Here is a 23,751-nt window from a genome sequence, read left to right as displayed (position 1 = left end):
AATCGACCCACGCCCCGAACGCCCCGGAGCCCCCACGCTCCGGCACGGCCCTGGAGAACCACCATGCTCATCAAGCGCCCCCCAGACGTCCTCCCCTCCGAGATCACGCCGGAGTCCGTCTACCGGCGCCGGCGGGACTTTCTCCGGACCGCGGCGGTGGCCGGGGCCGGACTGCTGCTGCCCGGCCTGCTGTCCGCACCGGCCCGGGCGGCGAAAATCGAAGGTGTCGCGCCGGGCCCCTTCGGCACCGACGAGGAGCCCACCCCCTACGACGCGGTCACCGGCTACAACAACTTCTACGAGTTCGGCACCGGCAAGAGCGATCCGGCCGCCAACGCCCATTCTCTCAGGACCCGCCCCTGGTCGGTGGCGGTGGAGGGCGAGGTGGCGAAACCCGGGGTCTACGACATCGAGGACATCCTCAAGTGGTTCCCCCTGGAGGAGCGGATCTACCGCCTGCGCTGCGTGGAGGCCTGGTCCATGGTCATCCCCTGGGTCGGCTTTCCCCTGGCCTTCCTGGTGAAGCGGGTGGAACCCACCTCGCGGGCGAAGTTCATCCAGTTCGTCACCCTCCACGACCCGGAGCAGATGCCGGGCCAGAAGCGGCCTGTGCTCCAGTGGCCCTACGTGGAGGGGCTGCGCATGGACGAGGCCCTGCATCCCCTGGCGCTGCTGGCGGTGGGGCTCTACGGCGAGACCCTGCCCAACCAGAACGGGGCGCCCATCCGCCTGGTGGTGCCGTGGAAATACGGCTTCAAGAGCATCAAGTCCATCGTCGGGCTGCGGTTCGTGGAGGGACAGCCGGAGACCAGCTGGAACCGTGCCGCCGCCGGCGAGTACGGCTTCTACGCCAACGTCAACCCGGCGGTGGATCATCCGCGCTGGAGCCAGGCCCGGGAGCGGCGCATCGGCGAGTTCCTCAAGCGCGACACCCTGCCCTTCAACGGCTACGCCGAGCAGGTGGCGGGGCTCTATGGGGGAATGGACCTGGGGAAAAACTTCTGAGGCCGACAACCGGCATCACGCATTCACGCATTCACGCATTCACGCATTCACGCATTTTCCCTTGAAGCCGAACCCGACACCCACCCGCCGCGTCCCGCCCCGCTGGCTCAAGCCCGCGGTGTTCGCCCTCTGCCTGCTGCCCCTGGCGCTGCTGGCGTGGCGGGCGGTGAGCGGAGGGCTGGGGGCCAATCCCATCGAGGCGTTCATCCGCCACAACGGCGACTGGGCCCTGCGCCTGCTGCTCCTCACCCTGGCCGTCACCCCCCTGCGCCGGCTCACCGGCTGGACCTGGCCGCTGCGGGTACGGCGCATGATCGGGCTGTTCGCCTTCTTCTACGCCACCCTGCACCTGCTCGGCTACGTGGGCCTGGACCAGTTCTTCGACTGGCCGGCCATCGGCGCCGATATCCTGAAGCGGCCCTACATCACCATCGGCATGTCCGCCTTCGCCCTGCTCGTCCCCCTGGCCGCCACCTCCACCGACGCCATGCTGCGACGGCTCGGAGGCAGGCGCTGGCAACGCCTGCACCGCCTGGCCTACCTGGCGGCAGGCGCGGGCGTGCTGCACTTCCTGTGGCTGGTGAAGGCGGATCTGCGCGAACCGCTGCTCTACGCGGCGATCCTCCTCCTGCTGCTGGGGTTCCGCCTGGTCCGCTTCCTGCGCCGCGTGCACGGCGCGAGACATCCCGCCTGATTGACGCCCCATCATGGTGCGCATGAGGGAGGATGCGCCCCGGAGTTGTGCACGCAATCCCTGCCTGCGCCAGAAAATACACATAACCCCTTGAATAACCATAATCTCTATAAAGGCAAGCGATTTGCATGCAGTTGTGGGGGATGTGTGCGCACCAAGCCGGTGCGCAGCTATTAAAAAAACCATCAGGGGAATCAGAGCCATGACCAACTTGCTCAAGCCGGGCGCCGTTCTGCTCGCCGCCCTCGCGCCCGCGACGGCGCTGGCCGCCGAAGGTCCGGATGCGGGCCATACCGCCTGGATACTCACCGCCACCGCGCTGGTGCTGTTCATGACCCTGCCGGGCCTGTCGCTGTTCTACGGCGGCCTGGTGCGGTCGAAGAACGTGCTCTCGGTGCTCATGCAGTGTTTCGCCATCACCTGCATGGCCTCGGTCATGTGGCTCGTGTTCGGCTACAGCTTCGCCTTCGGCGAGGGCAACGGCTTCATCGGCGGCCTGGGCAAGGCCTTCATGGCCGGCGTGGGCGAGGCGAGCCTGAGCGGCGAGATCCCGGAGACGGTCTTCTCCATGTTCCAGCTCACCTTCGCCATCATCACCCCGGCGCTCATCGTGGGCGGATTCGCCGAGCGGATGAAGTTCACCGCCATGCTCATCTTCAGCGCCGTGTGGCTGGTGCTGGTCTACTTCCCCGTCACCCACTGGGTCTGGGGCGGCGGCTGGCTCGGGCAGCTGGGCCTGCTGGACTTCGCCGGCGGCACCGTGGTGCACATCACCGCCGCCACCGCGGCGCTGGTGGCGGCCCTCTACATGGGGCCGCGCGACGGCTTCGGCCACGCCGCGATGATGCCTCACAACCTCACCATGGCGGTGACCGGCGCGGGCATGCTCTGGGTGGGCTGGTTCGGCTTCAATGCCGGCAGCGCCCTGGCCGCCAACGGCGATGCGGGCATGGCGCTGATGGCCACCCACATGTCCGCCGCCGCCGGTTCGCTGGCGTGGATGGTCGCGGAGTGGATCCGCTACGGCAAGCCGAGCGTGCTCGGCATCGTCACCGGCATGGTGGCGGGGCTCGGCACCATCACCCCCGCCTCCGGCTACGTGGGCCCGGCCGGCGCACTGGTGATCGGCACCGTGGCCGGCGTGGTCTGCTTCGCCGCCACCAACTTCCTCAAGCGGGTCCTGAAGGTGGACGACTCCCTGGACGTCTTCCCGGTGCATGGCGTCGGCGGCATCCTCGGCACCCTGGCCGCCGGGGTCTTCGCCTCCGCCGAGCTGGGCGTGTTCAGCGGCCAGGGCTATGCCGAGGGCATCAGCGGCATGGGCCAGCAGCTGGGCATCCAGTTCGTGGGCGTGATCGCCACCCTGGCCTACACCGCCGTGGTGAGCTGGGTCATCCTGAAGGGTGTGGATCTGGCCGTGGGCCTGCGCGTGAGCCGCGAGCAGGAGACCGAGGGACTCGACATCGCGCTGCACGAGGAGCGCGGCTACGTCATCTGAGGCAAAGCCCTGCCTTTGACCCGCAAATCGGCCCTCGGCGGGTCGCCGGGCGGTCAGGGGCGGGGCAAGCCGGGCGGGGGCCGGTTCAGCGGCTCCCGCCCCATCCTCCCGCCACGATCAGGCCGGTTCCGGCCACGCCCAGCCCGAGCGCCGCCAGCCAGGCCGGCGACCCGGCGCCCAGCGCGCCCGCGCCCGCCGCCCCGATCCCGGCCCAGCACAGGCCGGCGCCGCGGCGGATCGCCCGCCCCCGGAGCCGCTCCCGCGCCGGTGCCCAGCGCACCGCCTCCCCGAGATAGCCCAGCAGCGGCAGGCCGCCCGCCAGCACCAGCCCGATGCCCGCCGCGAGCGTGAAGGGGCCGAGGAAGACCCCGGTCCAGGCGAGGAACAGTCCCCCGCTGACCAGGAAGAAGGCGCCGCCGTAGCGCAGGTAGTCCGGCTCACCCACCTCGAGGCGGCGCGGCAGCACCTCCAGGAGATGCCCCAGCAGCAGAAAGGGGATCACCCCGTAGAGGCCGGCCAGAACCCAGCCCAGTCCGGCCGGCAGGCCCTGGGGCAGGCGCACGGGCAGTCCAGCGACCGCCAGGCCGGCCAGCGCCAGCAGCAGCCCCGACTGCAGGGCCGCCCCGGTGAAATAGAGGCGCCGCGGCGGCGCGACGGGGCGGCGCGCACCCGTACCCGGCGGTGGAATGGCGATGCACATGGCGGGCAGGAGAACACACCCGCAGGAATCTGCCAATGCGATCGGTCAAGCATCCGGTTGCCGGTGCCGGTTGCCGGTCATCAGCCATCGGTGGCGCTACAATAGGTCCCATCCCGACACTGCAGGACACGCCCGCCATGCCCCAGACCACACCCCATCGCATCGTCATCGTCGGCGGCGGCGCCGGCGGCCTGGAACTGGCCACCCGGCTCGGCGACCGGCTCGGGCGGCGCGGCAAGGCGGAGGTGACCCTCATCGACAAGGCCCGCACCCACCTGTGGAAGCCGCTGCTGCACGAGGTGGCCGCCGGCAGCATGGATATCGACGACCACGAGCTGGAGTACATGGCCCAGGCCCGCTGGCACCACTTCCACTTCCGGCTCGGCGCCATGGAGGGACTGGACCGGGCCCGGCGGGAGGTCCGGGTGGCCCCCACCTTCGACGAGGAGGGCCGGGAGGTGGTCCCGCGGCGCACCTTCCCCTACGACACCCTCGTGATCGCCGTGGGCAGCGTGGCCAACGATTTCGGCACCCCGGGGGTCAGGGAGCACGCCATCGCGCTGGACACCGAGGAGGACGCGGCGCGCTTCAACCGCCGCCTCATCAACGCCTGCATCCGCGCCAACACCCAGCCCGGCCCGGTGCGCCCGGGCCAGCTCCACGTGGCCATCATCGGCGCCGGCGCCACCGGCGTGGAGCTGGCCGCGGAGCTGCACCGCACCACCCGGCTGCTGGCCGCCTACGGGCTGGAGAAGATCGACCCCGACAAGCACATCCGCATCACGGTGATCGATGCCGCCCCGCGCATCCTGCCGGCGCTGCCCAAGCGTCTCTCCGAGGCCACGGCGAAACTGCTGCGGAAGCTGGAGGTGGACCTGTTCACCGGGGAGCGGGTCAGCCGCGTCACCCCCGAGGGGGTCCACACCGAAAGCGGGCTGTGCGTGCCGGCCGAGCTGGTGGTGTGGGCGGCGGGCATCAAGGCGCCCGACTTCCTCGCCGGACTCGACGGACTGGAGACCAACCGCGGCAACCAGCTGCTGGTGAAGACCACCCTGCAGACCACCCTGGATCCGGATGTCTTCGCCTTCGGCGACTGCGCGGCCTGCCCCTGGCCGGGACACGATCAGACCGTCCCGCCCCGCGCCCAGGCGGCCCACCAGCAGGCCTCGCTGCTGGTGAAGTCCCTGGGCCGGCGCCTCCGGGGCCAGCCCCTGCCGGGGTACGTCTACCGCGACTTCGGCTCGCTGGTATCCCTGGGGGAATACAGCACCGTGGGCAGCCTGATGGGCGGCATCACCCGCGGCAGCCTGATGATCGAGGGCTACTTCGCGCGCCTGATGTACATCTCGCTGTACAAGATGCACCTGCTGGCCCTGCACGGCTTCGCCAAGGTGGCCCTGGACACCCTGGCGCGGCTCATCACCCGCCGCACCGAGCCCCACGTCAAGCTGCACTAGTGTGCTGCGCCGCTCCTGGAGGCACATTCAGCGAGTCGCCGGCGGACAACGTGACCGGCGCACGGCATCCCGGCGCCCCATTGGCTATACTGGCAATCCGCGCCAACTCCGGATCAGGGCGCAGCGGCGGACGGCGGCGGGATGCCGCCTCCACGGCCATGATCCCGGGGCTGGGGATGCCGGCCCGGGAGCCCGGACCGTCCCGCCCGGAGGCTCGCGGAACGAAGCCTTGCGGGGATCCGGGTCGGCGCCTTCCGTCAGCCAGACTCGAGCGTGTAAGGACACACCCAGGGATGAACATGCGCACTGAACCCCCGGCCATCGCGACCCCGCTGCTGGTGGTGGACCTGGAAGCCACCTGCTGGGACCCCAACGACCGGAGTCGTCCCGCGCCGCGCCCCGGCTGGCGCTACGCCGGTGAAATCATCGAGATCGGCGCCATGCGGGTGGACCCGCGGGATTGGCGCATTCTGCAGCGGTTCCAGACCTTCGTGCGCCCCAGCTACCACCCGCAGCTCTCGGACTACTGCCGTCGGCTGACCCATATCCGGCAGGAGGACGTGGATTCCGCCCCCACCTTCCCCCAGGCGCTGGCGGCCTTCGTGCAGGCCTTCGCCATCGCCCCCGACCAACCGCCGGCATGGGGCTCATGGGGCGCCTATGATCTGCTGCAGCTGGAGGACGAGTGCCGCAAGCACGGCCTCCCGTTCCCGCTGGCCGGCGCCCGCCACACCAATCTCAAGGACCGGGCGGCCCGGCAGCTGGGCACCCCGCGGCGCGGCATCGCCGCCACCCTGCGCCACCTGGGGCTGAAGTTCGAGGGGGTACCGCACCGGGCGCTGGAAGATGTGCGCAACATCGTCCGGGTGCTCGAGGCCGCGGACCTGCAGACGCCACCGCCGACCGGACCCTGACATGGCCCGGCGCAACCCCACCCTGCCCTGTTTCCTCGATTTCGAGGCCAGCAGCCTCCGCCCCCGCTCCTATCCCATCGAGGTGGCCTGGAGCCTGGGCGACGGCAGCGTGGAGAGCCACCTCATCGATCCCCGCCCGGTGCCCGAATGGAACGACTGGGATCCGGTGGCCGAAACGGAAATCCACCACATCACGCCCGGGCAGCTCCACAGCGAGGGCCGCACGCCCACCTGGGTGGCGGGACGCATGAACAGCGTTCTGCAGGGGCTGCGGCTGTATACCGACGCCCCCGACTGGGACGGCTTCTGGCTCCAGGTGCTGTTCCAGGCCGCGGGGATGGAGCCGGCCTTCACTCTCGCCGCGGCCCAGGCGCTGTGGTTCACGGAGCTCGCCGGCGGACCCGACTGCAACCGGCGCCTCCACGAGCTCGACCAGCAGGCACGGGCGCGCTCGGCGGGGCCGCGCCACCGCGCGGCGAACGACGTGCGCCATTTCATCGAGCTCTACCGCCTGTGCCGGAAGGAGTGACCCGCGGCCGCGACCGGGCGCGGCGCTGCCAGCGCCTCAACGGTGGTACTCCCCCAGGGATTCGGGCTGCCGGACCACCGCCAGCACCCTGAGCCGGGTGCTGCGGCCGCCGGCCAGGGGCCAGTCGATGCGCTGTCCCGCCGACAACCCGAGCAGCGCGCTGCCCACCGGGGCCAGCACCGAGACCTGTCCCGGCGTGCCGTCCGCCTCGTGCGGATAGACCAGGGTCAGCTCATGTTCGGCGCCCGTCACCTCGTCGACGAAACGGGTGGTGGAGTGCATGGTGATCACCTCCGGCGGCACCGCGCGGGGTTCCACCACTCGGGCCCGGTTGAGCTCCTCCTGCAGCTCCTGCGCCACCGCGTTGTCCTCATGCACGGGACTCTCCAGCAGCCGCTCCAGGCGTTCCAGGTCGAGGCTGGTGACGGTGATGGGCGGACGTTCCTGGATGTTGGCATCGGACATGACTGGTTCCTCCTTCTGCAACCGGCAGATTCTCGGTTCCCCACGCCATCGCGCCGGAACCGTCCGCACGCGACCACGCTCGCGATCGCGACGGCTTCGAACGGCGCCGGCCTGGGATTCAGGTGAAAGACGGGACGGGCGGTCGCGCCGACCGGCCCATGGACCGGGTCGACGCACATCGCCCCCTGCTGTGCGGAGGTCCCCATCGTGCCCAAAATGAACAGCAAATGCCAGCCGTCGCGCGTTGACGGCCCCCCGGCCATCAGGGACAATTCCCCTTCACTGCATGGGGCTACCGCCGGCGACGCGGCAAGCCCGACGGCCACCGAGGCAGGATGCCGCCGGACCGGGCGCAGTGAAGGAGATCGACGATGCACGCGCAAAGGAGTGCCTTCCTCCCCGGGGCCGCCACAGCCCTGTTGCTCATCCTCCCGGCGGTCCCCGTCCAGGCCGGGGCGGAGCGCCGGGCGCTGCCGACCGAGCAGAGCTTCTTCGACACCCTGCCGACGGTGCTCTCGGCCAGCCGCCTGGTCCAGCCCCTGCCGGAGACGCCGGCCACGGTCACCGTCATCGACCGGGAGCTGATCGAGGCCTCGGGCGCCCGCTCCGTCCCCGAGCTCGTCCGGCTGGCGCCCGGCTTCCAGCTGAGCTACGTCAACGGCCACACGCCGGTGGTGAACTACCACGGCCTGTCCGGACAGTACTCGCGCCGCATGCTGGTGCTGGTGGATGACCGCGCCGTCTACACGCCCGCCTTCGGCGGCGTACCCTGGTCGGACCTGCCGCTGGCCATCGAGGAGATCGAGCGCATCGAGATCATCCACGGCCCGAACGCGGTCAGTTACGGCGCCAATGCCTTCCTCGGCGTCATCAGCATCACCACCCGGACGGCGGCCGAGGAAGCCGGCACCCACGCCACCCTCGGCAGCGGTTCGAACGGCTATCGCCGCGCCCTCCTGCGCCATGCCGGCAGCCGGGGGGACCTGGACTACCGCTTCAGCGCCGGGTACACGCGGGACAACGGGCTCGACAGCCTCGAGGACGGCAGCCGGATCCACCTCCTGACCGGGCGCGCCGATCTCCGCCTCGGCCCGGACGACCGCCTCCGGTTGCAGCTGGGCTACAACGGCGGCGACCGCGAGATCCCCCCGGCCACGGCGCTGCAGCGCACCTCGGCACGGGCCGTGACCAGCACCTTCCAGCAACTGCGCTGGGAACGGGTGCTGGGCCGCGAGGATGAGCTCTACCTGCAGCTCTACCACAACCACCACCGCGCCGAGGAGACCGCCCGCTTCGATTTCGACGGCCAGAGCCTGCCGTTCAGCCTCGACATCAGCGACGAGCGCTACGACTTCGAGTTCCAGCGCAGCCAGCATCCCCTGCCCGGCCTGCGGGTCGCCTGGGGCGCCGGGCTGCGCCACGACCGGGTGCGCTCCCCCGCCTACTTCGGTACCGGGAAGTGGCTCGACAGCGACCTGCAGCGCCTGTTCGGCTCGGCCGAATGGAGCCTGGGCCCGGGCATCCTGCTGCAGGGCGGCCTGATGGTGGAGAACGACGATCTCACCGGCACCCACCTCTCCCCCCGCATCGCCCTGAACGCCCGCGTGGCCGCGGGGCATACCCTGCGCGCCGCCGTCTCCGGCGCGGTGCGCACACCGGTGCTGTTCGAGGAGGCGCTGGACTACCGCATCCACATCCCCCCCGACCTCGAGCTGCCGCTGGGCGTGAGCTCGGGGGGACTGGCGCCCGAGCGCATCCTCAGCCGCGAGGTCGGTTACGTGGGCGAGTTCCGGTCACTGCCGCTGACGGTCAACCTAAAGCTCTATCACGACCGGCTCGAGGAACTGGTGAGCTACACCTCCACGCTGCCGCTGGACTACCGCAACCAGGACACGGCCACCGTCACCGGGACCGAGGCCCAGATCACCTGGCGTCCGGACGGCGACACCCGGATCCTGCTCAGCTACGCCTATACCGATCTCGACCGCAGCAATGTCAGCGGCGTTCCGAGCTACTACCGCAGCGCACCGCTGCACACGGCGAGCCTGCTGGCGCTGCGGCGCCTGACCCCGCGCCTGAGCGGCAGCCTGGCCTGGTACTGGCACAGCCCGGTGCCCGGCGACCGGTTCGACGCCCCCTACGACGACGCCCGCCAGCTCGACCTGCGGCTGGCCTACGGCTTCGGCGGTCGCCGCCGTCCCGGCAGCCTCTCGCTGCTGGCCCGCAACCTGCTCGACGACAGTGCGGAAACGGGGGGCCACAAGGTGTTCGACACGGGCTGGTTCCTGGAGCTCAACGCGGCCTTCTGAGGCTTTCCGGCGCGGGCGGACAGCTGGCGCTTCAGGGATAGATCGCGAAGCGGATGGCGTCCTTCCGATCCTTCTTGACGCTGTACATGAGCCCGTCGACAAAGTGCAGGAGCGCATCGGCGCTTTCCGGGGCGGCGGTGCAGGTCACCACGCCGATGCTGAAGGTCACCGGCCAGTCGTTGCCGCGCACCACCGCCAGGAGCTCCTCGCGCACCTGCCGCAGCAATGGCGCGCCCACCTGCGCGCTCGTCTCCGGCAGCAGCAGGGCAAACTCGTCCCCACCCATGCGCGCCACCACGTCGGTACGCCGCAACCGGTTGCACAGCGTCTCCACGACCGTTTTCAGCAGCCTGTCCCCGCTGCTGTGCCCGAGGCTGTCGTTCACCTGCTTGAAGTTGTCGAGATCCATGTAGGCGAGGGTAAAGGGGTGCCGGTAGCGGGCCAGGCGCCCGATTTCGGCGTTGACCAATTCGATGAAGCGGCGCGAGTTCACCGCGTCGGTCAGGGCATCGGTACGCGCCAGCCGCCGGGCCTCATCCAGGGCATGGCGCAGGGAGGAGAGCAGCAGGGCCACGATCACCAGGAACAGCAGCCGCGCCAGCACCACCCAGACGATGCCGGCGTTGCTGAGCGAGCTGACGTTCAGCCACAGATCCACGGCGAGCCACGGCAGGGCGATTGCGACCAGCGCCAGCGCCGCGCCACGACCCACGTACCAGGCCACCGCCCCCACCGGGAGCATATAGACCGGCGCCAGGGTGAATTCGTAGCCGGTCACCAGGTCCACCAGGCCGACGGCCATCGTGCCCAGCAGCCCGGCGACCAGCCAGGCGCCCCTGCCCAGGCGCTCCAGCCACGCCCAGATATCCTTGCCGTTGATCAGCAACGCCGGGCACCCCCCCGAGCCGCCCGGGTCCGCTTCCGGCGGCAGACCGCCCGCCCTCGTCCCGGTCGCCGCCGCACAACCGCGGTCGGGCTCATGGCGCCGCGATCCCGCGCTCCCCGGACTCCAGCAACTCGGGCTCCGCGCGGGCCTCCACCACCCACTCCTGCAGCGCCGGGTGGGCCAGCAGCGCCCCCACGTAGGCCTCGGCCGCGGCCGGGATGTCCACGCCATAGGTGGCGAAGCGCAGGGCCACGGGCGCGTACATGGCATCGGCGATGCTGAATTCGCCGAACAGCCAGGGGCCCGCCCCGCCCCAGCGGCTGCGGCAGTCGTGCCACAGCGCGGTGATCCGGTCGATATCCGCCCGCGCCGCCGGGGTGGGCACCACGCCGGTGCGGCGGTCCCGGCAGTTCATGGGCAACTCCGAGCGCAGGGCCGCGAAGCCGGCGTGCATCTCGCAGGAGACGGCCCGCGCCACCGCCCGCGCCTCGCGATCGCCGGGCCAGGCCTCGCCCATCACGTAGCGTTCCGCCACGTACTCGCAGATGGCCAGCGACTCCCACACGCGCAGCCCGCCATCCAGCAGCACGGGGACCCGTCCGGAGGGCGAATAGCGCCCGATGTTCAGTTCGAACTCCCGGGTGTCCAGCGGCAGGCGCACCTCCTCGAACGGCACCCCGAAGTGGCGCAGCACCAGCCACGGCCGCAGGGACCAGGACGAGTAGTTCTTGTTGCCGATGACGAGCGTGAGTTCGGGCATGGCGCGCCTCCCCTGGTGATGGTGTACCCACAGTGTAGATCGCCGCCCCCCAGGGTCGCGGGAAAGACCCGGAGGGTCGCCACAGAGGCCACAGGGAGCACAAGGCGGCAGGGCGGCGGACTCCGGGGCGGGAAATGCTGCAGCCGTGCCCGGTGTCGTGGGCGCGCAGGGGGCACTCCCGTGCGCGCTTTCACACTCTGTGGCCTCTTGTGCCCTCTGTGGCCCAATCCTCCATGGCCGGAATCCCGGGCTCAGCGCTCCACCAGCGCCAGGCGCAGCGCCAGCGCCGTGAACACCCCCGCCACCCCCCAGGCGAACCAGCGGTTGGTGCCGGCGCCGGAACCGCGCCGAATCCAGCCCGCCAGGCTGCCGGCGGTCAGCCCGATGACGCCGAACACCCCCACCACCAGGAGCGTGAACAGGAGGCCGAGGACGAGCATCTGGAGCCAGACCGGACCCGCCGCCGGGTCGGCGAACTGGGGCAGGAAGGCGAGAAAGAACAGCGCCACCTTGGGGTTGAGGATGTTCATCAGCAGGCCGCGCCGGAACAGGACCCGGCCCGGTCCGGCCAGGGCCTCGCCCGCGAGGGTGAGCGACTCGCCGCGGTGGCGCAGCGCCTTGACGGCCAGGTAGAGGAGGTAGGCCACGCCCACCACCTTCAGCGTCTCGAAGGCCAGCGCCGAGGTGCGGAACACCACCGAGATGCCGAGTGCCGCGGCCAGGGTGTGGACCAGGTTGCCGGCCGCCAGCCCCAGCGCCGTGGCCAGTCCCGCCGCGCGGCCGCGGGTCACGCCCTGGGTGACGAGGAAGAGGATGTCCGGGCCCGGCGCCACGATGAGCAGCAGCGAGGCGGTGATGAACAGGAGCAATTGGGTCGGTTCCGGCATGGGGCCTCCGGGGCGGATCTTTTCGATGGTGGCAGCCGTGTCGCTCTAGCCCCGCGCCTGGCGGCGCCGGTGCAGGTAGCGGTCCAGCTCCGCGGCGAAGGCCTTGCGGTCGGCCTGGTTCAGCGCCGGCGGGCCGCCGCTGGCCAGGCCGGCGCTGCGCAGCTCTTCCATCATGTTGCGCATGTCCAGGGACTGGCGCACGTTGTCCTCGGTGTAGAGCCGGCCGCGGGGATTGAGGGCCAGCGCGCCGCGGTCGATGACCGCCGCCGCCAGCGGGATGTCGGCGGTGACCACGAGATCCCCCGCCTGCACCTGCTCGACGATATGGGTGTCGGCCACGTCGAACCCGGACGCGACCTGGATGGCGCGGATGTAGCGCGACGGCGGGGTGCGCACGAACTGGTTGGCCACCAGCACCAGCGGCAGCCGGACCCGCTCCGCCGCCCGGAACAGGATCTCCTTGATGACGTTCGGGCAGGCGTCCGCGTCCACCCAGATGGTCATGCCGCCCCCCCATCGCCCGCCGGGGCGAGCGGAGCGTGGTCGCTGGCGGCCTGGGCCGCATTGACGTCGAACTGCACGAACGTGGACATGTCAGGCTCCGGGGGCTGGACGGGGATGGCGCGACCGGCTATGCGCCGCGGCCGCGGCGGGCGCTCACCGTCTCCCCGCCGATGCCCCAGTTGTCGGTCTCCACCTCGTCAATGATCACGACGGTGGTGGCGGGATTCTTGCCGAGCACATCCCGCAGCAGCTCGGTGACGCCGCGGATCAGCTCGGCCTTCTTCTCCGCGGTGGCGCCGTCGGGGGTGATACGGATGTTCACGAAGGGCATCGGGGTTCTCCTCGGGCAGGCACGGCCGGTAATGGGCCATTAGCATGCCATGGCCGCGGCCTCGCGTGTGAGGCCCCTGGCGGCGACATCCTCAGCCCGCGTCCTGCTGCAGGGTCCGCAGCGCTCGCCGGCCGGCGAGCGCCAGCCGCCACTCGAGCAGGATGACCAGGGCGAACAGCAGCAGCAATCCGGGAATGACCGCGGCGGGAAGGGTCAGGAACAGGAACACCATGGGCCCGCGGCTACCTCAGGATGGCGTGCAGCAATCCCGTGAACAGGCTGCCCAGTACCAGCAGGATCAGGACCGCCGGGACGGACGCGATGGCCCACTTCACCATGAACACCACCATCGACCCGAACGACATCCGGATGTCGGTGATGATCACCCGCTGCACCGCCTCGCGCTCCGTGGACATGATCCCTCCTTCCCGGCTGGTCCGGCCGCTACCCGGCCCGGTGATGACGGGCGCGCGATCATGAGCCGGCCGCACGCCCGGCGAGGTGGAGATTGTAGCCGATCCAGGCCAGCAGGGCGCCGAGGATCAGCAGCGTGAGCAGCCAGACCAGCCAGGCCGGCGGCCGTCGCCGTGTGCGTTCCTCCCCGGCCGCCGCAACCACTTCCGGCGCCACCGGCAGCTGCAGCACCGCGCCGATCGCCTCCGCCCAGCCGCGCGCCAGCCCGGGATCTGCGGTGGCATCCACCTCCAGGTCCCCGCCGTTGACCAGCACCACGCTGTAGCGCGTCTCCACCCCGCTCTCCCAGGTGCGCCCGGAGAGGCGGGAAAAGCGCCGGGCAAGGACGTTCCGGCGCCGCACCTCGATACCGGTGAAGTGATCCCAGCCGAAGCGCGTGCGCCTGAAGTCGACGAAAAAGCCGCACCGCCGCTCCACCTGGCGGGTGGCCCGGCTGATGCTCACCTGGTCGCGGTAGCCGAGCAGGCCCAGCCCCACCCCCGTGCCGATGATCCCGGCGAAGAGCCAGAAGCCGTCGGCGCCGTAGCCGTGGGCGGTCAGCAGCAGGGCGCCGATGAGCAGGTAGACGGCGCCGGCGATGCGCACCCGCCGCTGCCGCTCCGGGGTCGGGAAGCGCAGCAGGTCGGGAGTTTCACCGGCCGGGTGGGGATTGAGCGGACCGCTCACGGCATCCTCACTCCCGCCCCGGCGCCGTCCCGGCGCCCGCGCACAGCGACCGCCACCGGGCCAGGGTCATCCGGCCGAAGCCCACCGCCTCCCCGCCCGCCGTGACCTCCCGTCCCAGGGCGGCGTCCACGAACCCCCGCGGGGCGGTGAAGGGGCCGCCGCGGCGGGCGATGCCGGCGACCACCGTGGGCAGCCCGGCCAGGATGGCCAGGTCCCCCGGGTAGAAGCGCCGCCCGCCGTTGCCCTCGGTGAGGTGATCGAGGGGGTGGCCGTGCGCCACCAGCAGCAGGGCGGTTTCCGGCATCCGGCGGGCGATGGCCGCGCTGAGCACGTCCTCGAAGCTGCTCGTGACCGGAGCCCCGGCGGCCAGCAGCCGCTCCAGTGCCGGGAGGTCCCCGGCGCGCGCGGCGTAGTAGACCAGGTTGCGCCCCACCTTGTCCTCCACCCGCGGATCGAACCCGCCCTCCAGGAGCAGGCGGGCCACCTCCGGGTGATCATGGTAGTAGGCGGACATGATGGGCGTCTCGCCGGTGGTGCGGTCGTGATGGTTCACGTCCGCGCCCGCCTCGAGCAGCTGCCGCACCGCGGGCAGATCGCCCCGGCGCGCGGCCTCCACCAGCGCCCCGCCCTGGCCGGCGGGCAGCAGCTGCAGCAGGTGCTCCTTCGAGGCCATGAGCGCGGCGAAGGCGAACAGGCCGAACAGCACCCAGAGCAGGTGCCGGGCGGTGAACGGCAGGTTGGGCGGCAGCGGCCGGTCCAGCAGCGCGGCCTGGCCCGCGGCGGACGGCAGGCCCACCCACAGCGGCAGGATGATGAAGGGCAGCCCCGCCACCAGCACCGCGCTCCAGAACAGGTAGCGGCTGAAGAAATCGTCGATGACGACCCCCGGCCTTGTCAGCAGGGCCGTCAGGGTGTCCCGCCCGATGGGGGCATCCGCCGGCAGCCAGGCCAGAGCCACCCCGTCGCCGGGGCGGTAGCGCTCGAAGAGGTGGAAACCGGGGTCCACGACCCTGTGTTCACGGCCCTGCGGATCGGTGAAGCGGAACACCGGCTGCGGAAACCAGGCGCCGGTCCGATCCCGGCCGGCACTGTCGCGGTAGCGGCTGAGAATCCGGTGATAGCCGGTGATCTCGCCCTCCAGCGCCTGCACCCCGGGCGCATGGGTCAGGGCGTAGGAACGGGCCAGCTGCCACCCGGCGCAGCCGGTCAGCGCCAGTCCGGTCAGGATGAACAGGGCAACGAGCAGTCTCGGCACCGGGCCGCCTCCCTGGCATCGATACGCACGATCGGGCGAGGTGCCCGCACCGTCCCGGGTGACGATGGAGGGCGGGCCAGCCCCTGCGCCCCCTTGCCTCCCGCCGTTGCCCGGCAGGTCCGCCGACGGCAACCGGGGATTCCTTCAATCTGTAGACCATATCCCGGCCGCGGACAACGCGGCTCCGACCCGGCGTGCCGGGACCGGCTGCCGGAAGTCTGGCCAGCCCCCAACCAAAACAGTATGATATGCGGTCCACCGCAACGACCCCGGGCGCCCCTACATGCCGCGCAAGCTGTACATCCGCACCTTCGGCTGCCAGATGAACGAGTACGACTCCGCCAAGATGACGGACGTGCTCAACGCCGCCCATGGCGTGGTCCCCACGGACCGGCCCGAGGAGGCGGACATCCTGCTGCTGAACACCTGCTCCATCCGCGAGAAGGCCCAGGAGAAGGTCTTCTCCCAGCTCGGCATCTGGCGGGAGTGGAAGGAGCGCCGGCCGGAGCTGGTGATCGGCGTGGGCGGCTGCGTGGCGAGCCAGGAGGGCGAGGCCATCCGCGAGCGGGCGCCGTTCGTCGACCTGGTGTTCGGCCCCCAGACCCTGCACCGGCTGCCGGAGATGCTCGAGCGCCTGGCGCGTGAGCGCGCCCCCCAGGTGGACGTCTCCTTCCCCGAGATCGAGAAGTTCGACCGCCTCCCCGAGCCGCGCGCCGAGGGCGCCACCGCCTTCGTCTCCATCATGGAGGGATGCAGCAAGTACTGCACCTACTGCGTGGTGCCCTTCACCCGCGGCACCGAGGTGAGCCGCCCCTTCGACGACGTGATCGCCGAGGTGGCGCAGCTGGCCGCCCAGGGCGTGCGCGAGGTGACCCTGCTGGGGCAGAACGTGAACGCCTACCGCGGCGGGATGCACGACGGCGGGACCGCCGACCTGGCGCTACTCATCACCTATGTGGCGGCCATCGACGGCATCGACCGTATCCGCTACACCACCTCCCACCCGGTGGAGTTCTCCGACAGCCTCATCGACGTCTACGGCGAGGTGCCGGAGCTGGTGAGCCACCTGCACCTGCCGATGCAGAGCGGCGCCGATCGCATCCTGGCGTTGATGAAGCGCGGCCACACCATCCTCGAGTACAAGGCGAAGATCCGCCGCCTGCGCCGGGTGCGCCCCGACATCAGCCTCTCCTCGGACTTCATCGTGGGCTTTCCGGGCGAGACCGAGGCGGACTTCGAAAAGACGCTGGAGCTGGTGGACGAAATCGGCTTCGACAGCTCCTTCAGCTTCATCTTCAGCCCCCGCCCGGGCACCCCGGCGGCGGATCTCCCGGACGATGTGCCCGCGGCGGTGAAGAAGGCGCGCCTGGCACTGCTGCAGCAGCGGCTGGCCACCCACGCCCAGCGCATCAGCCGGCAGATGGTGGGCACGGTGCAGCGCGTCCTGGTGGAGGGTCCCTCGCGCAAGGATCCCGCCCAGCTCGCCGGGCGCACCGGGAACAACCGGGTGGTGAACTTCAGCGGCAACCCCGCCCTGACGGGCGATTTCGTCGCGGTTCGCATCACCGAGGCCCTGCCCAACTCCCTGCGCGGCGAGCTGGTGACGGCCGCCCCCGACCGCCGCCGCGCCGCCGGCTGACCCCGACCCCATCCACCCTCGCCCTTGATCTTCGCCGGTACAGACCCGATGCTTTCCCTATCCGCGCCTTTCGCGGGGGCCCGTCCATGACCGGCTCCGCCTCCGCACCGCGCCCATCCGGAACCCCGATGCAGTCCCGCGAACTGATCCTCGAGCCCGCCGACAACCTTCGTCTCGCCAACCTCTGTGGCCAGTTCGACGAGCACCTGCGCCAGCTGGAGCGGCGCCTGGGGGTGGAGATCAACAACCGCGGCAACGCCTTCCACATCATCGGCGAGAGCGACTCGGTGGACGCCACCGGACGGGTGCTGGAGGACCTCTACCGGGAGGCCGGCCGCGAAACCCTGACGCCCGCGGGAGTCAACCTGTTCCTGCAGCAGTCGGGCATCGAGGAGCTGCTGGAGCGAGCCGAGGCCGAGGAGCAGGAGACGGTCATCCGCACCCGCCGCGGCTTCATCAAGCCGCGCGGCCCGAACCAGCGCCGCTACGTGCGCAACATCTTCACCCACGACATCAACTTCGGCGTGGGACCGGCGGGCACCGGCAAGACCTACCTGGCCGTGGCCTGCGCGGTGGAGGCGATGGAGCGGGAGAACATCCGCCGCATCCTGCTGGTGCGTCCGGCCGTGGAGGCCGGCGAACGGCTCGGCTTCCTGCCCGGCGACCTGGCCCAGAAGATCGACCCCTACCTGCGCCCCCTCTACGACGCCCTCTACGAGATGCTCGGCTTCGAGAAGGTGGCCAAGCTCATCGAGCGCAACGTCATCGAGGTGGCGCCGCTCGCCTACATGCGCGGGCGCACCCTCAACGACGCCTTCATCATCCTCGACGAGGCCCAGAACACCACTCCCGAGCAGATGAAGATGTTCCTCACCCGCATCGGCTTCGGCTCCACGGCGGTGATCACCGGCGACGTGACCCAGGTGGATCTGCCCCGCGGCAAGTCCTCGGGGCTGCGCCACGTGCTCGAGGTGCTCAGGGACGTGCAGGGAATCAGCTTCACCCTGTTCCAGAGCCGCGACGTGGTGCGCCATCCCCTGGTGCAGCGGATCGTGGAGGCCTACGAGGGCTACCGGGACGAGGACGGCGCCGGTGAGTGACGCCCGGCCGGCGATCGAGCTCGACCTCCAGGTGGCCTGCGCCGCGGCGGATCTGCCCGCGCGGGAGGCCTTCGAGGCCTGGGCGGCCGCCGCCCTGGCGGGAGAGGACCGGGACGCCGCCGAGCTCACCATCCGCATCGTGGACGCGGCCGAGAGCGCCGAGCTCAACCGGCGCTACCGCCACCGCAGCGGGCCCACCAACGTCCTCTCCTTCCCCTTCGAGGCGCCGCCCGGCATCGATCTGCCGCTGCTCGGGGACCTGGTCGTCTGCGCCCCGGTGGTGGCGCGCGAGGCCGCCGCGCAGGGCAAGCCCGCCGCGGCCCACTGGGCCCACATGGTGGTGCATGGCATTCTCCACCTGCTGGGTTACGATCACCTCGAGGAGGAGGAGGCCGCCGGCATGGAGGCGCTTGAAACGGCCATACTCGCCCGCATAGGCTATCCCGACCCCTACCGGGAGACGGCCGGCGAGTGAACGCCGCGCCGACTCCGCGACCGACGAACCAAGACCCTGAAGACCCGTCATGAGTGAAGATCGATCTAGTCCCGGTCCCGGGCAACGCACCTGGCTCGAACGCCTGAGCCTGGCGCTGCTTGGCGAACCCCGGGATCGCGAGGAAGTCATCGAACTGCTGCGCAATGCCGAGCAACGGGAAGTGCTCGACGCCGACGCCCTGGGCATGATCGAGGGCGTGCTGCAGGTGGCCGAGATGCAGGTGCGCGACATCATGGTGCCGCGCGGCCTGATGGTGGTGGTGGAGCGGGACATGAGCCTGGAGCAGATGATCCCGGTGATCACCGAATCGGCCCACTCCCGTTTTCCCGTCATCGGCGAGAACCGCGACGAGGTGCTCGGCATCCTGCTGGCCAAGGACCTGCTGGGCTACTGCTTCGGCCGGGATCCGGAGCGCTTCAACGTGCGCGACATCCTGCGCCCGGCGGTGTTCATCCCCGAGAGCAAGCGGCTCAACGTCCTGCTGCGGGAGTTCCGCTCCAGCCACAACCACATGGCCATCGTGGTGGACGAGTACGGCGGAGTCTCGGGGCTGGTGACCATCGAGGACGTGCTGGAGCAGATCGTCGGCGAAATCGAGGACGAGCACGACTTCGACGAGGAGAGCCTGATCCGGCGCTTCTCCGACACCCGCTTCACGGTCAAGGCGCTGACCCCCATCGAGGACTTCAACGACTACTTCGGCGCGGCCTTCAGCGACGAGGAGTTCGACACCATCGCCGGGCTGGTGATCCAGGGCTTCGGCCGCCTGCCCAAGCGCGGCGAGACGGTGCAGGTGGGCGAGTTCCGCTTCAAGGTGCTGCACGCGGACAACCGCCGCATCCACCTGCTGGAAGTCAACCCGCTGCCCGGCGCCCCGGCGCCCGACGCCGATGCCGGCGGCCGCCAGGGCTGATGCCGCCGCCATGAACCTGCGCCCCCGGTACGGCGACCTGCTGGCCCTGGCCGCCGGCCTGGCCCTGCCCCTGGCCTTCGCCCCCTTCGGGCTGTTCCCGCTGGCCATCGCCGCCCCGGCGCTGCTGCTGTGGCTGTGGCGCGGCGCCACGCCCCGCCGCGCCCTGTGGCGCGGCGCCCTGTTCGGCGCCGGCCTGTTCGGGGTCGGGGTCAACTGGGTGCACGTGAGCATCCACGTCTACGGCCACTCCAGCCTGGCCGTGGCCATCGGGCTGGCGGCCCTGCTGGCCGCGTACCTGGCCCTCTTTCCCGCGCTCACCGGCTGGCTCTACGCCCGGCTCTTCCCCCGCGGCGGACGGCTGGCGGAGCTGGCCGCCTTTCCCGCCCTGTGGGTGCTGGGGGAGTGGCTGCGGGGCTGGCTGTTCACCGGCTTCCCCTGGCTCTGGCTCGGCTACAGCCAGACCGACACCCCGCTCGGGCAGCTGGCGCCGCTGACCGGGGTGCTGGGCGTCTCCTGGGCCTGCGCCCTCAGCGCCGCCCTGCTGCTGACCCTGCTCCGCGGCCCCCACGCCACGCCGCGGCTGGCCGCGGCCATGGGCGTGACGCTGCTGTGGGCCGCCGCGGCGCTGATCGGCCGGGTGGAGTGGACCGAGCCGGCCGGCGCACCGGTGGAGGTGGCGCTGCTGCAGGGCAACGTGGACCAGGACCTGAAGTGGTCGGCGGAGGAGCGCCGCGGCATCATCGACCGCTACCTGGAGCTGACCCGGCAGAACTGGGACCGGCCGGTGATCATCTGGCCGGAAACCGCCCTGCCCGCCTTCCGCCACCAGGTGCCGAAGACCCTCGATGAGCTCGACGCCGAGGCGAAGGCCCACGGCGCCGGCGTCCTGGTGGGGCTGCCGGTGATGGATGCGGATCAACGCTACTACAACAGCCTGCTGGCCGTGGGCGACGGCGACGGGCTCTACCGCAAGCGCCACCTCGTCCCCTTCGGCGACTACCTGCCCCTGGCGGGCCTGCTGCGCGGGCTCATCAACTTCTTCGACCTGCCCATGTCGAGCTTCAGCGCCGGCGCCCCCGACCAGCCGCCGCTGCGGGTCAACGGCCTCACCCTGGCCCCCAGCGTCTGCTACGAGATCGCCTTCCCCGACGAGGTCCGCAGCCTGCTGCCCGCGGCCCAGGTGCTGGTCAACGTGAGCAACGACGCCTGGTTCGGCACCTCCATCGGCCCCCACCAGCACTTCCAGATCGCCCGCATGCGCGCCCTGGAGACGGGGCGCTGGCTGCTGCGCGCCACCAATACCGGCATCACCGCCATCGTCGACCACCGCGGCCGGGTCCAGCGCCGGGCCCCCCAGTTCCAGACCGGGGCGCTCACCGGCAGCGCCGAGCCGCGCGCCGGCGCCACCCCCTTCGTGCGCACGGGGACACTGCCGGTAGCAACCGCGGCGCTGCTGCTGCTCGTGGCCGCCTGGGCCGGCGCCCGCCGTCTCCGCAGCCGGCCGCCGCGCCCGCGCCCCGCACCGGCGCCGGAACGGCCCATGGAGATCCCGGACTAGGGAGCGTGCAACGGCAGGCGCGGCCGTCGCGCTGCATGCGAGGCATCAGGGCGCGGGGAGGGTCCCTTCCAGCAGGCTGGAGAACCAGAGGTAGCCGTCGTAGGTGTCGCCGTCGAAGTAGACGAACAGGAACTGGCGCCGGTCGTCCTCCAGGGTCCCCTGCTCGTAGTAGTAGTACCACTGCGTGCGCGGCCCGGGCATGCCGGGCAGCAGCAACGCACCGCCGCCGAGCGGCGCGCCCAGCACCCGCCGCACGTCCTCCCGGGTGGAGACGCCCACCGACAGCCGTGACTCCAGCAGCGCCGGATCGACCCAGTGGCCGCTGCGGATGCTGACCCCGCCCACACACCCCGCGAGCAGCACCGCCAGCAGCAGCCCGGTCAGGACAAAGCGCCACGACCGGCCATGCTCAATCCACCGCCCCGGCATCTTCACGGCGCACCCCCGCCGCCCGCGGCCGCCGGGCGCAGCAGCAGCTCGTCCGAGAACCAGAGGTGGCCGTCGTAACGGCCGGCCCGGATCAGAACCAGCAGCAGCTTCAGCCGCGCCTTGCCGGAGGCATCCGCCTCCACGTACTCGTAGAGGAAGACGTCCCGCACCGGTTCGGCCCGGGCCAGGCGCACCGCGCCGTGCCCGCGGGGCTCACCCAGGCGCAGGAGGACATCGGCCGTGGTCGACAGCCCCGGCTGGAGCTCGTCCAGCCGCTCCACCCGGGGCGGCACGCCGTAGCGCATGGTGCCGCAGCCGGACACCAGCGCCAGGAGCAGGAGCAGGAGCACCCGGCGGGCCGGCGACCGTCGCGATTCAACGCACATGACCCACCCCCCGCTGGGCATTGGAGAACCACAGGTAGCCGTCGAAGCGCGGGCCGTCGAACAGCACCAGCAGCACCTGCTGGCGCACCCTGAGCGGGATGACGGTCACCGACCCCTCCCGCCGCGCCTTGTCCGTGCCCGTGGCCTCGATATCCTCGTAGTACCACACGTCACGCCCGGCCCAGCCCCGGCCCTCCACGCCCCCGAGAGGGATCAGCACATGCCCGCGGCCATCCGGGAAACCCAGCAGCCGCTCCACGTCGGCGCGGGTGGACCGCCCCCGCTCAAGTACGGTATCCAGGCGAGCCAGCGCGGGAAACTCCCCGGTGGTCAGGACGGGAGCCGGCGCACAGCCCGCCAGCAGCGCTCCGGCCAGCCACAGGGCCGCGGCAGCCCGCACCCATCCGCCTCCCCTCGTCCCGTGCACGCTCACCTCCCCGGCCCCCACGGGCCGCCGCGCCAGCAGACCATCACCTACTCCGGCGGCAGCCGGGCCGCGTCCGCCGTGCGCCCGGCGGCGATGGCCGCCACCACGCCCCGGGCCAGGCTGTCACAGGCCCTGCCCTCCGGCGCCGCGGGCATTCCCAGCGGAATCAGCAGCGCCACGGCGAACCAGGACCGCCCGCTGGCATCCGCCGTCACCGGTGCGCCGCTCGCCCCCACCCCCAACTCGACGAGTTGCGCCCGCAGGCGCGTGGTCTTGTCCCAGGTCACCAGGCCCAGGCAGAAGCCGCCGCCGTAGCCGCTGAAACAGCCGATGCCGCCCTCTTCGGCCTGCTCTGCGCGGGCGCTCACCAGCACCACGTAGCGCAGGCCGATGGCGCCGGCCCGGGCGCGGAAGCCGGCGTCGGTTGCGAGCACCCGGAAGGAGGGCAGGGTACGGGGAGCATCCCGGGCGTCCAGCCCGGGCAGCACCTGGCGGCGGTATTCGTCGGCGTCAATGAGTCGCAGCGGCAGGGAGGCACGGCCAACCTCCCGCCCCAGACACGCCTGCAGGCGCCGCTCCAGCGGCAGCGGGTCGACGGCCCGGATCCATTCACGCCCCTCCGCCCGGTCGATGGTGACGTGCTCGCTCACCACCACCACCACCCCCGGCGCCGGGGACACGGCGCGCTCCCCCGCCGGACGCGGCGCCGGGGGCGCGCAGCCAGCCGCGGCGGCGAGCAGCACGGCGAAGAGGAGGGGGAAACGCCCGATCATCCCTGGCCACCCCCCCGGAGTGAACAGCACCGTTCCGGACATGGGCACCTCGGCTGGGGTACGAACCCGGTCCCGGCGAGCGCCTGGCGGGACGGTCAGGCGCGTGATCGGCGCTACTCGTCGCCGGCATCCACCGGCGGTTCGGACCCGCCCCCCGGCTTCACCCGCTCGAAGACGGAGGCCTGGCAGGCGGGACAGGGGGGAATCCTGCCGGTTTTGGTGAAGTGCACCTCCTCGCCGCAGGCCACGCAGCGCAGGGTGCCGATACCCGTTACCTCGCCGGTGCGGTACTGGGAGGCGCGCTTGAGCTGCTCGGCGAACTGCAACTGGGCCAGGCGGGTCTGGTCCGCCACCCGGGCGAACATGTCCAGCATCCGGTCCTCGATCAGCTGCATGTCGAAACGCAGCCAGTCGCGGAAGGCCTGGCCGCCCTCGGCGAGGAAGCGGCCCGCGTCCTCCATGTCGCGCTTGAGGTAGGCGGCGACCCGTTCGCCCTCCTCGCGGGTGACCTCCCCCAGCTCCACCGCCCGCTCCATGGCGTCGGTGATGTAGTCGTGGACCCGCTCGGCGCCGTCCCCGGCCCGGTCCAGGGCGGTTCGCACACGCTCCAGCATGCGGTCATAGGCACTGACCGTGGAGGATGATTCCTGCGGGCCCTGCCTGTCCTGTTCACTCATTGCACGCATCCCCTTCGCC

Annotated in this window: 28 protein-coding genes; 12 read left to right on the top strand and 16 right to left on the bottom strand. The window is 71.3% G+C overall.

What is annotated here, in order from left to right; all coding sequences use genetic code 11:
* Positions 1–63 precede the first annotated feature (63 nt).
* The 3 genes from msrP (at position 64) to DFQ59_RS02435 (ending at position 3,197) form a co-directional block, all read left to right on the top strand.
* The gene (gene msrP, locus DFQ59_RS02445) at positions 64–1,005 is read left to right on the top strand and encodes a protein-methionine-sulfoxide reductase catalytic subunit MsrP (RefSeq protein WP_114278067.1); all 942 of its coding nucleotides are present in this window, start codon (positions 64–66) and stop codon (positions 1,003–1,005) included.
* 61 nt (positions 1,006–1,066) lie between these two features.
* On the top strand, positions 1,067–1,699 hold the full coding sequence (locus DFQ59_RS02440; protein WP_245937146.1) for a protein-methionine-sulfoxide reductase heme-binding subunit MsrQ: 633 nt from the start codon (positions 1,067–1,069) through the stop codon (positions 1,697–1,699).
* Between the two features lie 202 nt (positions 1,700–1,901).
* A complete protein-coding gene (locus DFQ59_RS02435) occupies positions 1,902–3,197 on the top strand; it encodes an ammonium transporter (RefSeq protein ID WP_114278065.1) in 1,296 nt (431 codons plus the stop codon).
* Positions 3,198–3,282: 85 nt separating this feature from the next.
* On the opposite strand, the gene DFQ59_RS02430 is transcribed toward DFQ59_RS02435, so the two are convergent.
* Complete coding sequence (locus tag DFQ59_RS02430) at positions 3,283–3,897, bottom strand: hypothetical protein (protein ID WP_114278064.1); 615 nt, start codon at positions 3,895–3,897, stop codon at positions 3,283–3,285.
* 137 nt (positions 3,898–4,034) lie between these two features.
* Between DFQ59_RS02430 and DFQ59_RS02425 the strand changes: the two genes are divergently transcribed.
* The 3 genes from DFQ59_RS02425 to DFQ59_RS02415 all read left to right on the top strand — a co-directional run bounded on the left by DFQ59_RS02425 (position 4,035) and on the right by DFQ59_RS02415 (position 6,797).
* The gene (locus DFQ59_RS02425; protein WP_114278063.1) at positions 4,035–5,354 is read left to right on the top strand and encodes an NAD(P)/FAD-dependent oxidoreductase; all 1,320 of its coding nucleotides are present in this window, start codon (positions 4,035–4,037) and stop codon (positions 5,352–5,354) included.
* Positions 5,355–5,653: 299 nt separating this feature from the next.
* Positions 5,654–6,268 carry a 3'-5' exonuclease gene (locus DFQ59_RS02420; protein WP_170141999.1) on the top strand — a complete coding sequence of 205 codons (615 nt, stop codon included), beginning with the start codon at positions 5,654–5,656 and terminating at the stop codon, positions 6,266–6,268.
* Position 6,269: 1 nt separating this feature from the next.
* Positions 6,270–6,797: a 3'-5' exonuclease family protein gene (locus tag DFQ59_RS02415; RefSeq protein ID WP_114278061.1), complete on the top strand. Its 528-nt coding sequence runs from the start codon at positions 6,270–6,272 to the stop codon at positions 6,795–6,797.
* Positions 6,798–6,833: 36 nt separating this feature from the next.
* Here the strand turns inward: DFQ59_RS02415 and rnk are convergent, their stop codons facing one another.
* On the bottom strand, positions 6,834–7,262 hold the full coding sequence (rnk, locus tag DFQ59_RS02410) for a nucleoside diphosphate kinase regulator (RefSeq protein WP_245937145.1): 429 nt from the start codon (positions 7,260–7,262) through the stop codon (positions 6,834–6,836).
* Positions 7,263–7,633: 371 nt separating this feature from the next.
* Between rnk and DFQ59_RS02405 the strand changes: the two genes are divergently transcribed.
* Positions 7,634–9,571 (top strand): TonB-dependent receptor plug domain-containing protein, encoded by a 1,938-nt coding sequence (locus DFQ59_RS02405; RefSeq protein ID WP_114278060.1) that lies wholly within the window; start codon positions 7,634–7,636, stop codon positions 9,569–9,571.
* 31 nt (positions 9,572–9,602) lie between these two features.
* Here the strand turns inward: DFQ59_RS02405 and DFQ59_RS02400 are convergent, their stop codons facing one another.
* From DFQ59_RS02400 to DFQ59_RS02370, 9 genes are all read right to left on the bottom strand, one after another.
* Entirely contained in the window at positions 9,603–10,457 is an 855-nt protein-coding gene (locus tag DFQ59_RS02400; RefSeq protein ID WP_114278059.1) for a GGDEF domain-containing protein, read from the bottom strand.
* A gap of 91 nt (positions 10,458–10,548) precedes the next feature.
* On the bottom strand, positions 10,549–11,217 hold the full coding sequence (locus DFQ59_RS02395; protein WP_114278058.1) for a glutathione S-transferase family protein: 669 nt from the start codon (positions 11,215–11,217) through the stop codon (positions 10,549–10,551).
* 251 nt (positions 11,218–11,468) lie between these two features.
* Positions 11,469–12,104, bottom strand: coding sequence for a LysE family translocator (locus DFQ59_RS02390; RefSeq protein ID WP_114278057.1), 636 nt, complete (start codon positions 12,102–12,104; stop codon positions 11,469–11,471).
* A 45-nt stretch (positions 12,105–12,149) separates the two neighbouring features.
* Positions 12,150–12,608 (bottom strand): YaiI/YqxD family protein, encoded by a 459-nt coding sequence (locus DFQ59_RS02385; RefSeq protein WP_114278056.1) that lies wholly within the window; start codon positions 12,606–12,608, stop codon positions 12,150–12,152.
* Between the two features lie 127 nt (positions 12,609–12,735).
* Entirely contained in the window at positions 12,736–12,939 is a 204-nt protein-coding gene (locus DFQ59_RS02380) for a 2-hydroxymuconate tautomerase family protein (RefSeq protein ID WP_114278055.1), read from the bottom strand.
* A 91-nt stretch (positions 12,940–13,030) separates the two neighbouring features.
* Entirely contained in the window at positions 13,031–13,171 is a 141-nt protein-coding gene (locus DFQ59_RS19705) for a hypothetical protein (RefSeq protein WP_170141998.1), read from the bottom strand.
* Between the two features lie 10 nt (positions 13,172–13,181).
* Positions 13,182–13,355 (bottom strand): hypothetical protein, encoded by a 174-nt coding sequence (locus DFQ59_RS19700; protein WP_170141997.1) that lies wholly within the window; start codon positions 13,353–13,355, stop codon positions 13,182–13,184.
* Positions 13,356–13,413: 58 nt separating this feature from the next.
* Positions 13,414–14,079, bottom strand: a complete 666-nt coding sequence (locus tag DFQ59_RS02375; RefSeq protein WP_114278054.1) for a hypothetical protein — start codon at positions 14,077–14,079, stop codon at positions 13,414–13,416.
* A 7-nt stretch (positions 14,080–14,086) separates the two neighbouring features.
* Positions 14,087–15,334, bottom strand: a complete 1,248-nt coding sequence (locus tag DFQ59_RS02370) for an ankyrin repeat domain-containing protein (protein WP_114278053.1) — start codon at positions 15,332–15,334, stop codon at positions 14,087–14,089.
* A 283-nt stretch (positions 15,335–15,617) separates the two neighbouring features.
* On the opposite strand from DFQ59_RS02370, the gene miaB reads away from it, so the two are divergent.
* From miaB to lnt, 5 genes are all read left to right on the top strand, one after another.
* Positions 15,618–16,973: a tRNA (N6-isopentenyl adenosine(37)-C2)-methylthiotransferase MiaB gene (gene miaB / locus DFQ59_RS02365; RefSeq protein WP_114278052.1), complete on the top strand. Its 1,356-nt coding sequence runs from the start codon at positions 15,618–15,620 to the stop codon at positions 16,971–16,973.
* 128 nt (positions 16,974–17,101) lie between these two features.
* On the top strand, positions 17,102–18,073 hold the full coding sequence (locus DFQ59_RS02360) for a PhoH family protein (RefSeq protein ID WP_245937144.1): 972 nt from the start codon (positions 17,102–17,104) through the stop codon (positions 18,071–18,073).
* Positions 18,066–18,548, top strand: coding sequence for an rRNA maturation RNase YbeY (gene ybeY, locus DFQ59_RS02355; RefSeq protein ID WP_114278050.1), 483 nt, complete (start codon positions 18,066–18,068; stop codon positions 18,546–18,548). The genes DFQ59_RS02360 and ybeY overlap by 8 nt, the downstream gene beginning before the upstream one ends.
* A 49-nt stretch (positions 18,549–18,597) precedes the next feature.
* Complete coding sequence (locus tag DFQ59_RS02350) at positions 18,598–19,482, top strand: CorC family transporter (protein ID WP_114278049.1); 885 nt, start codon at positions 18,598–18,600, stop codon at positions 19,480–19,482.
* Positions 19,483–19,492: 10 nt separating this feature from the next.
* Positions 19,493–21,040, top strand: coding sequence for an apolipoprotein N-acyltransferase (gene lnt, locus DFQ59_RS02345; RefSeq protein WP_170141996.1), 1,548 nt, complete (start codon positions 19,493–19,495; stop codon positions 21,038–21,040).
* 45 nt (positions 21,041–21,085) lie between these two features.
* Here the strand turns inward: lnt and bamE are convergent, their stop codons facing one another.
* From bamE to DFQ59_RS02320, 5 genes are all read right to left on the bottom strand, one after another.
* Complete coding sequence (gene bamE, locus DFQ59_RS02340; RefSeq protein ID WP_114278047.1) at positions 21,086–21,469, bottom strand: outer membrane protein assembly factor BamE domain-containing protein; 384 nt, start codon at positions 21,467–21,469, stop codon at positions 21,086–21,088.
* A 2-nt stretch (positions 21,470–21,471) separates the two neighbouring features.
* The gene (locus DFQ59_RS02335; RefSeq protein WP_147275152.1) at positions 21,472–21,855 is read right to left on the bottom strand and encodes a hypothetical protein; all 384 of its coding nucleotides are present in this window, start codon (positions 21,853–21,855) and stop codon (positions 21,472–21,474) included.
* Entirely contained in the window at positions 21,845–22,255 is a 411-nt protein-coding gene (locus DFQ59_RS02330) for a hypothetical protein (RefSeq protein ID WP_114278045.1), read from the bottom strand. The genes DFQ59_RS02335 and DFQ59_RS02330 overlap by 11 nt, the downstream gene beginning before the upstream one ends.
* A 74-nt stretch (positions 22,256–22,329) precedes the next feature.
* On the bottom strand, positions 22,330–23,055 hold the full coding sequence (locus tag DFQ59_RS02325; RefSeq protein ID WP_114278044.1) for a hypothetical protein: 726 nt from the start codon (positions 23,053–23,055) through the stop codon (positions 22,330–22,332).
* A gap of 113 nt (positions 23,056–23,168) precedes the next feature.
* Complete coding sequence (locus DFQ59_RS02320; RefSeq protein WP_114278043.1) at positions 23,169–23,732, bottom strand: zinc ribbon-containing protein; 564 nt, start codon at positions 23,730–23,732, stop codon at positions 23,169–23,171.
* Positions 23,733–23,751: the final 19 nt, after the last annotated feature.

The sequence above is a fragment of the Thioalbus denitrificans genome (genome assembly GCF_003337735.1).
Lineage (GTDB): Bacteria > Pseudomonadota > Gammaproteobacteria > DSM-26407 > DSM-26407 > Thioalbus > Thioalbus denitrificans.
The sequence above is the reverse complement of the archived record's forward strand: the minus strand, read 5'-3'. Positions and strand labels throughout refer to the sequence as shown.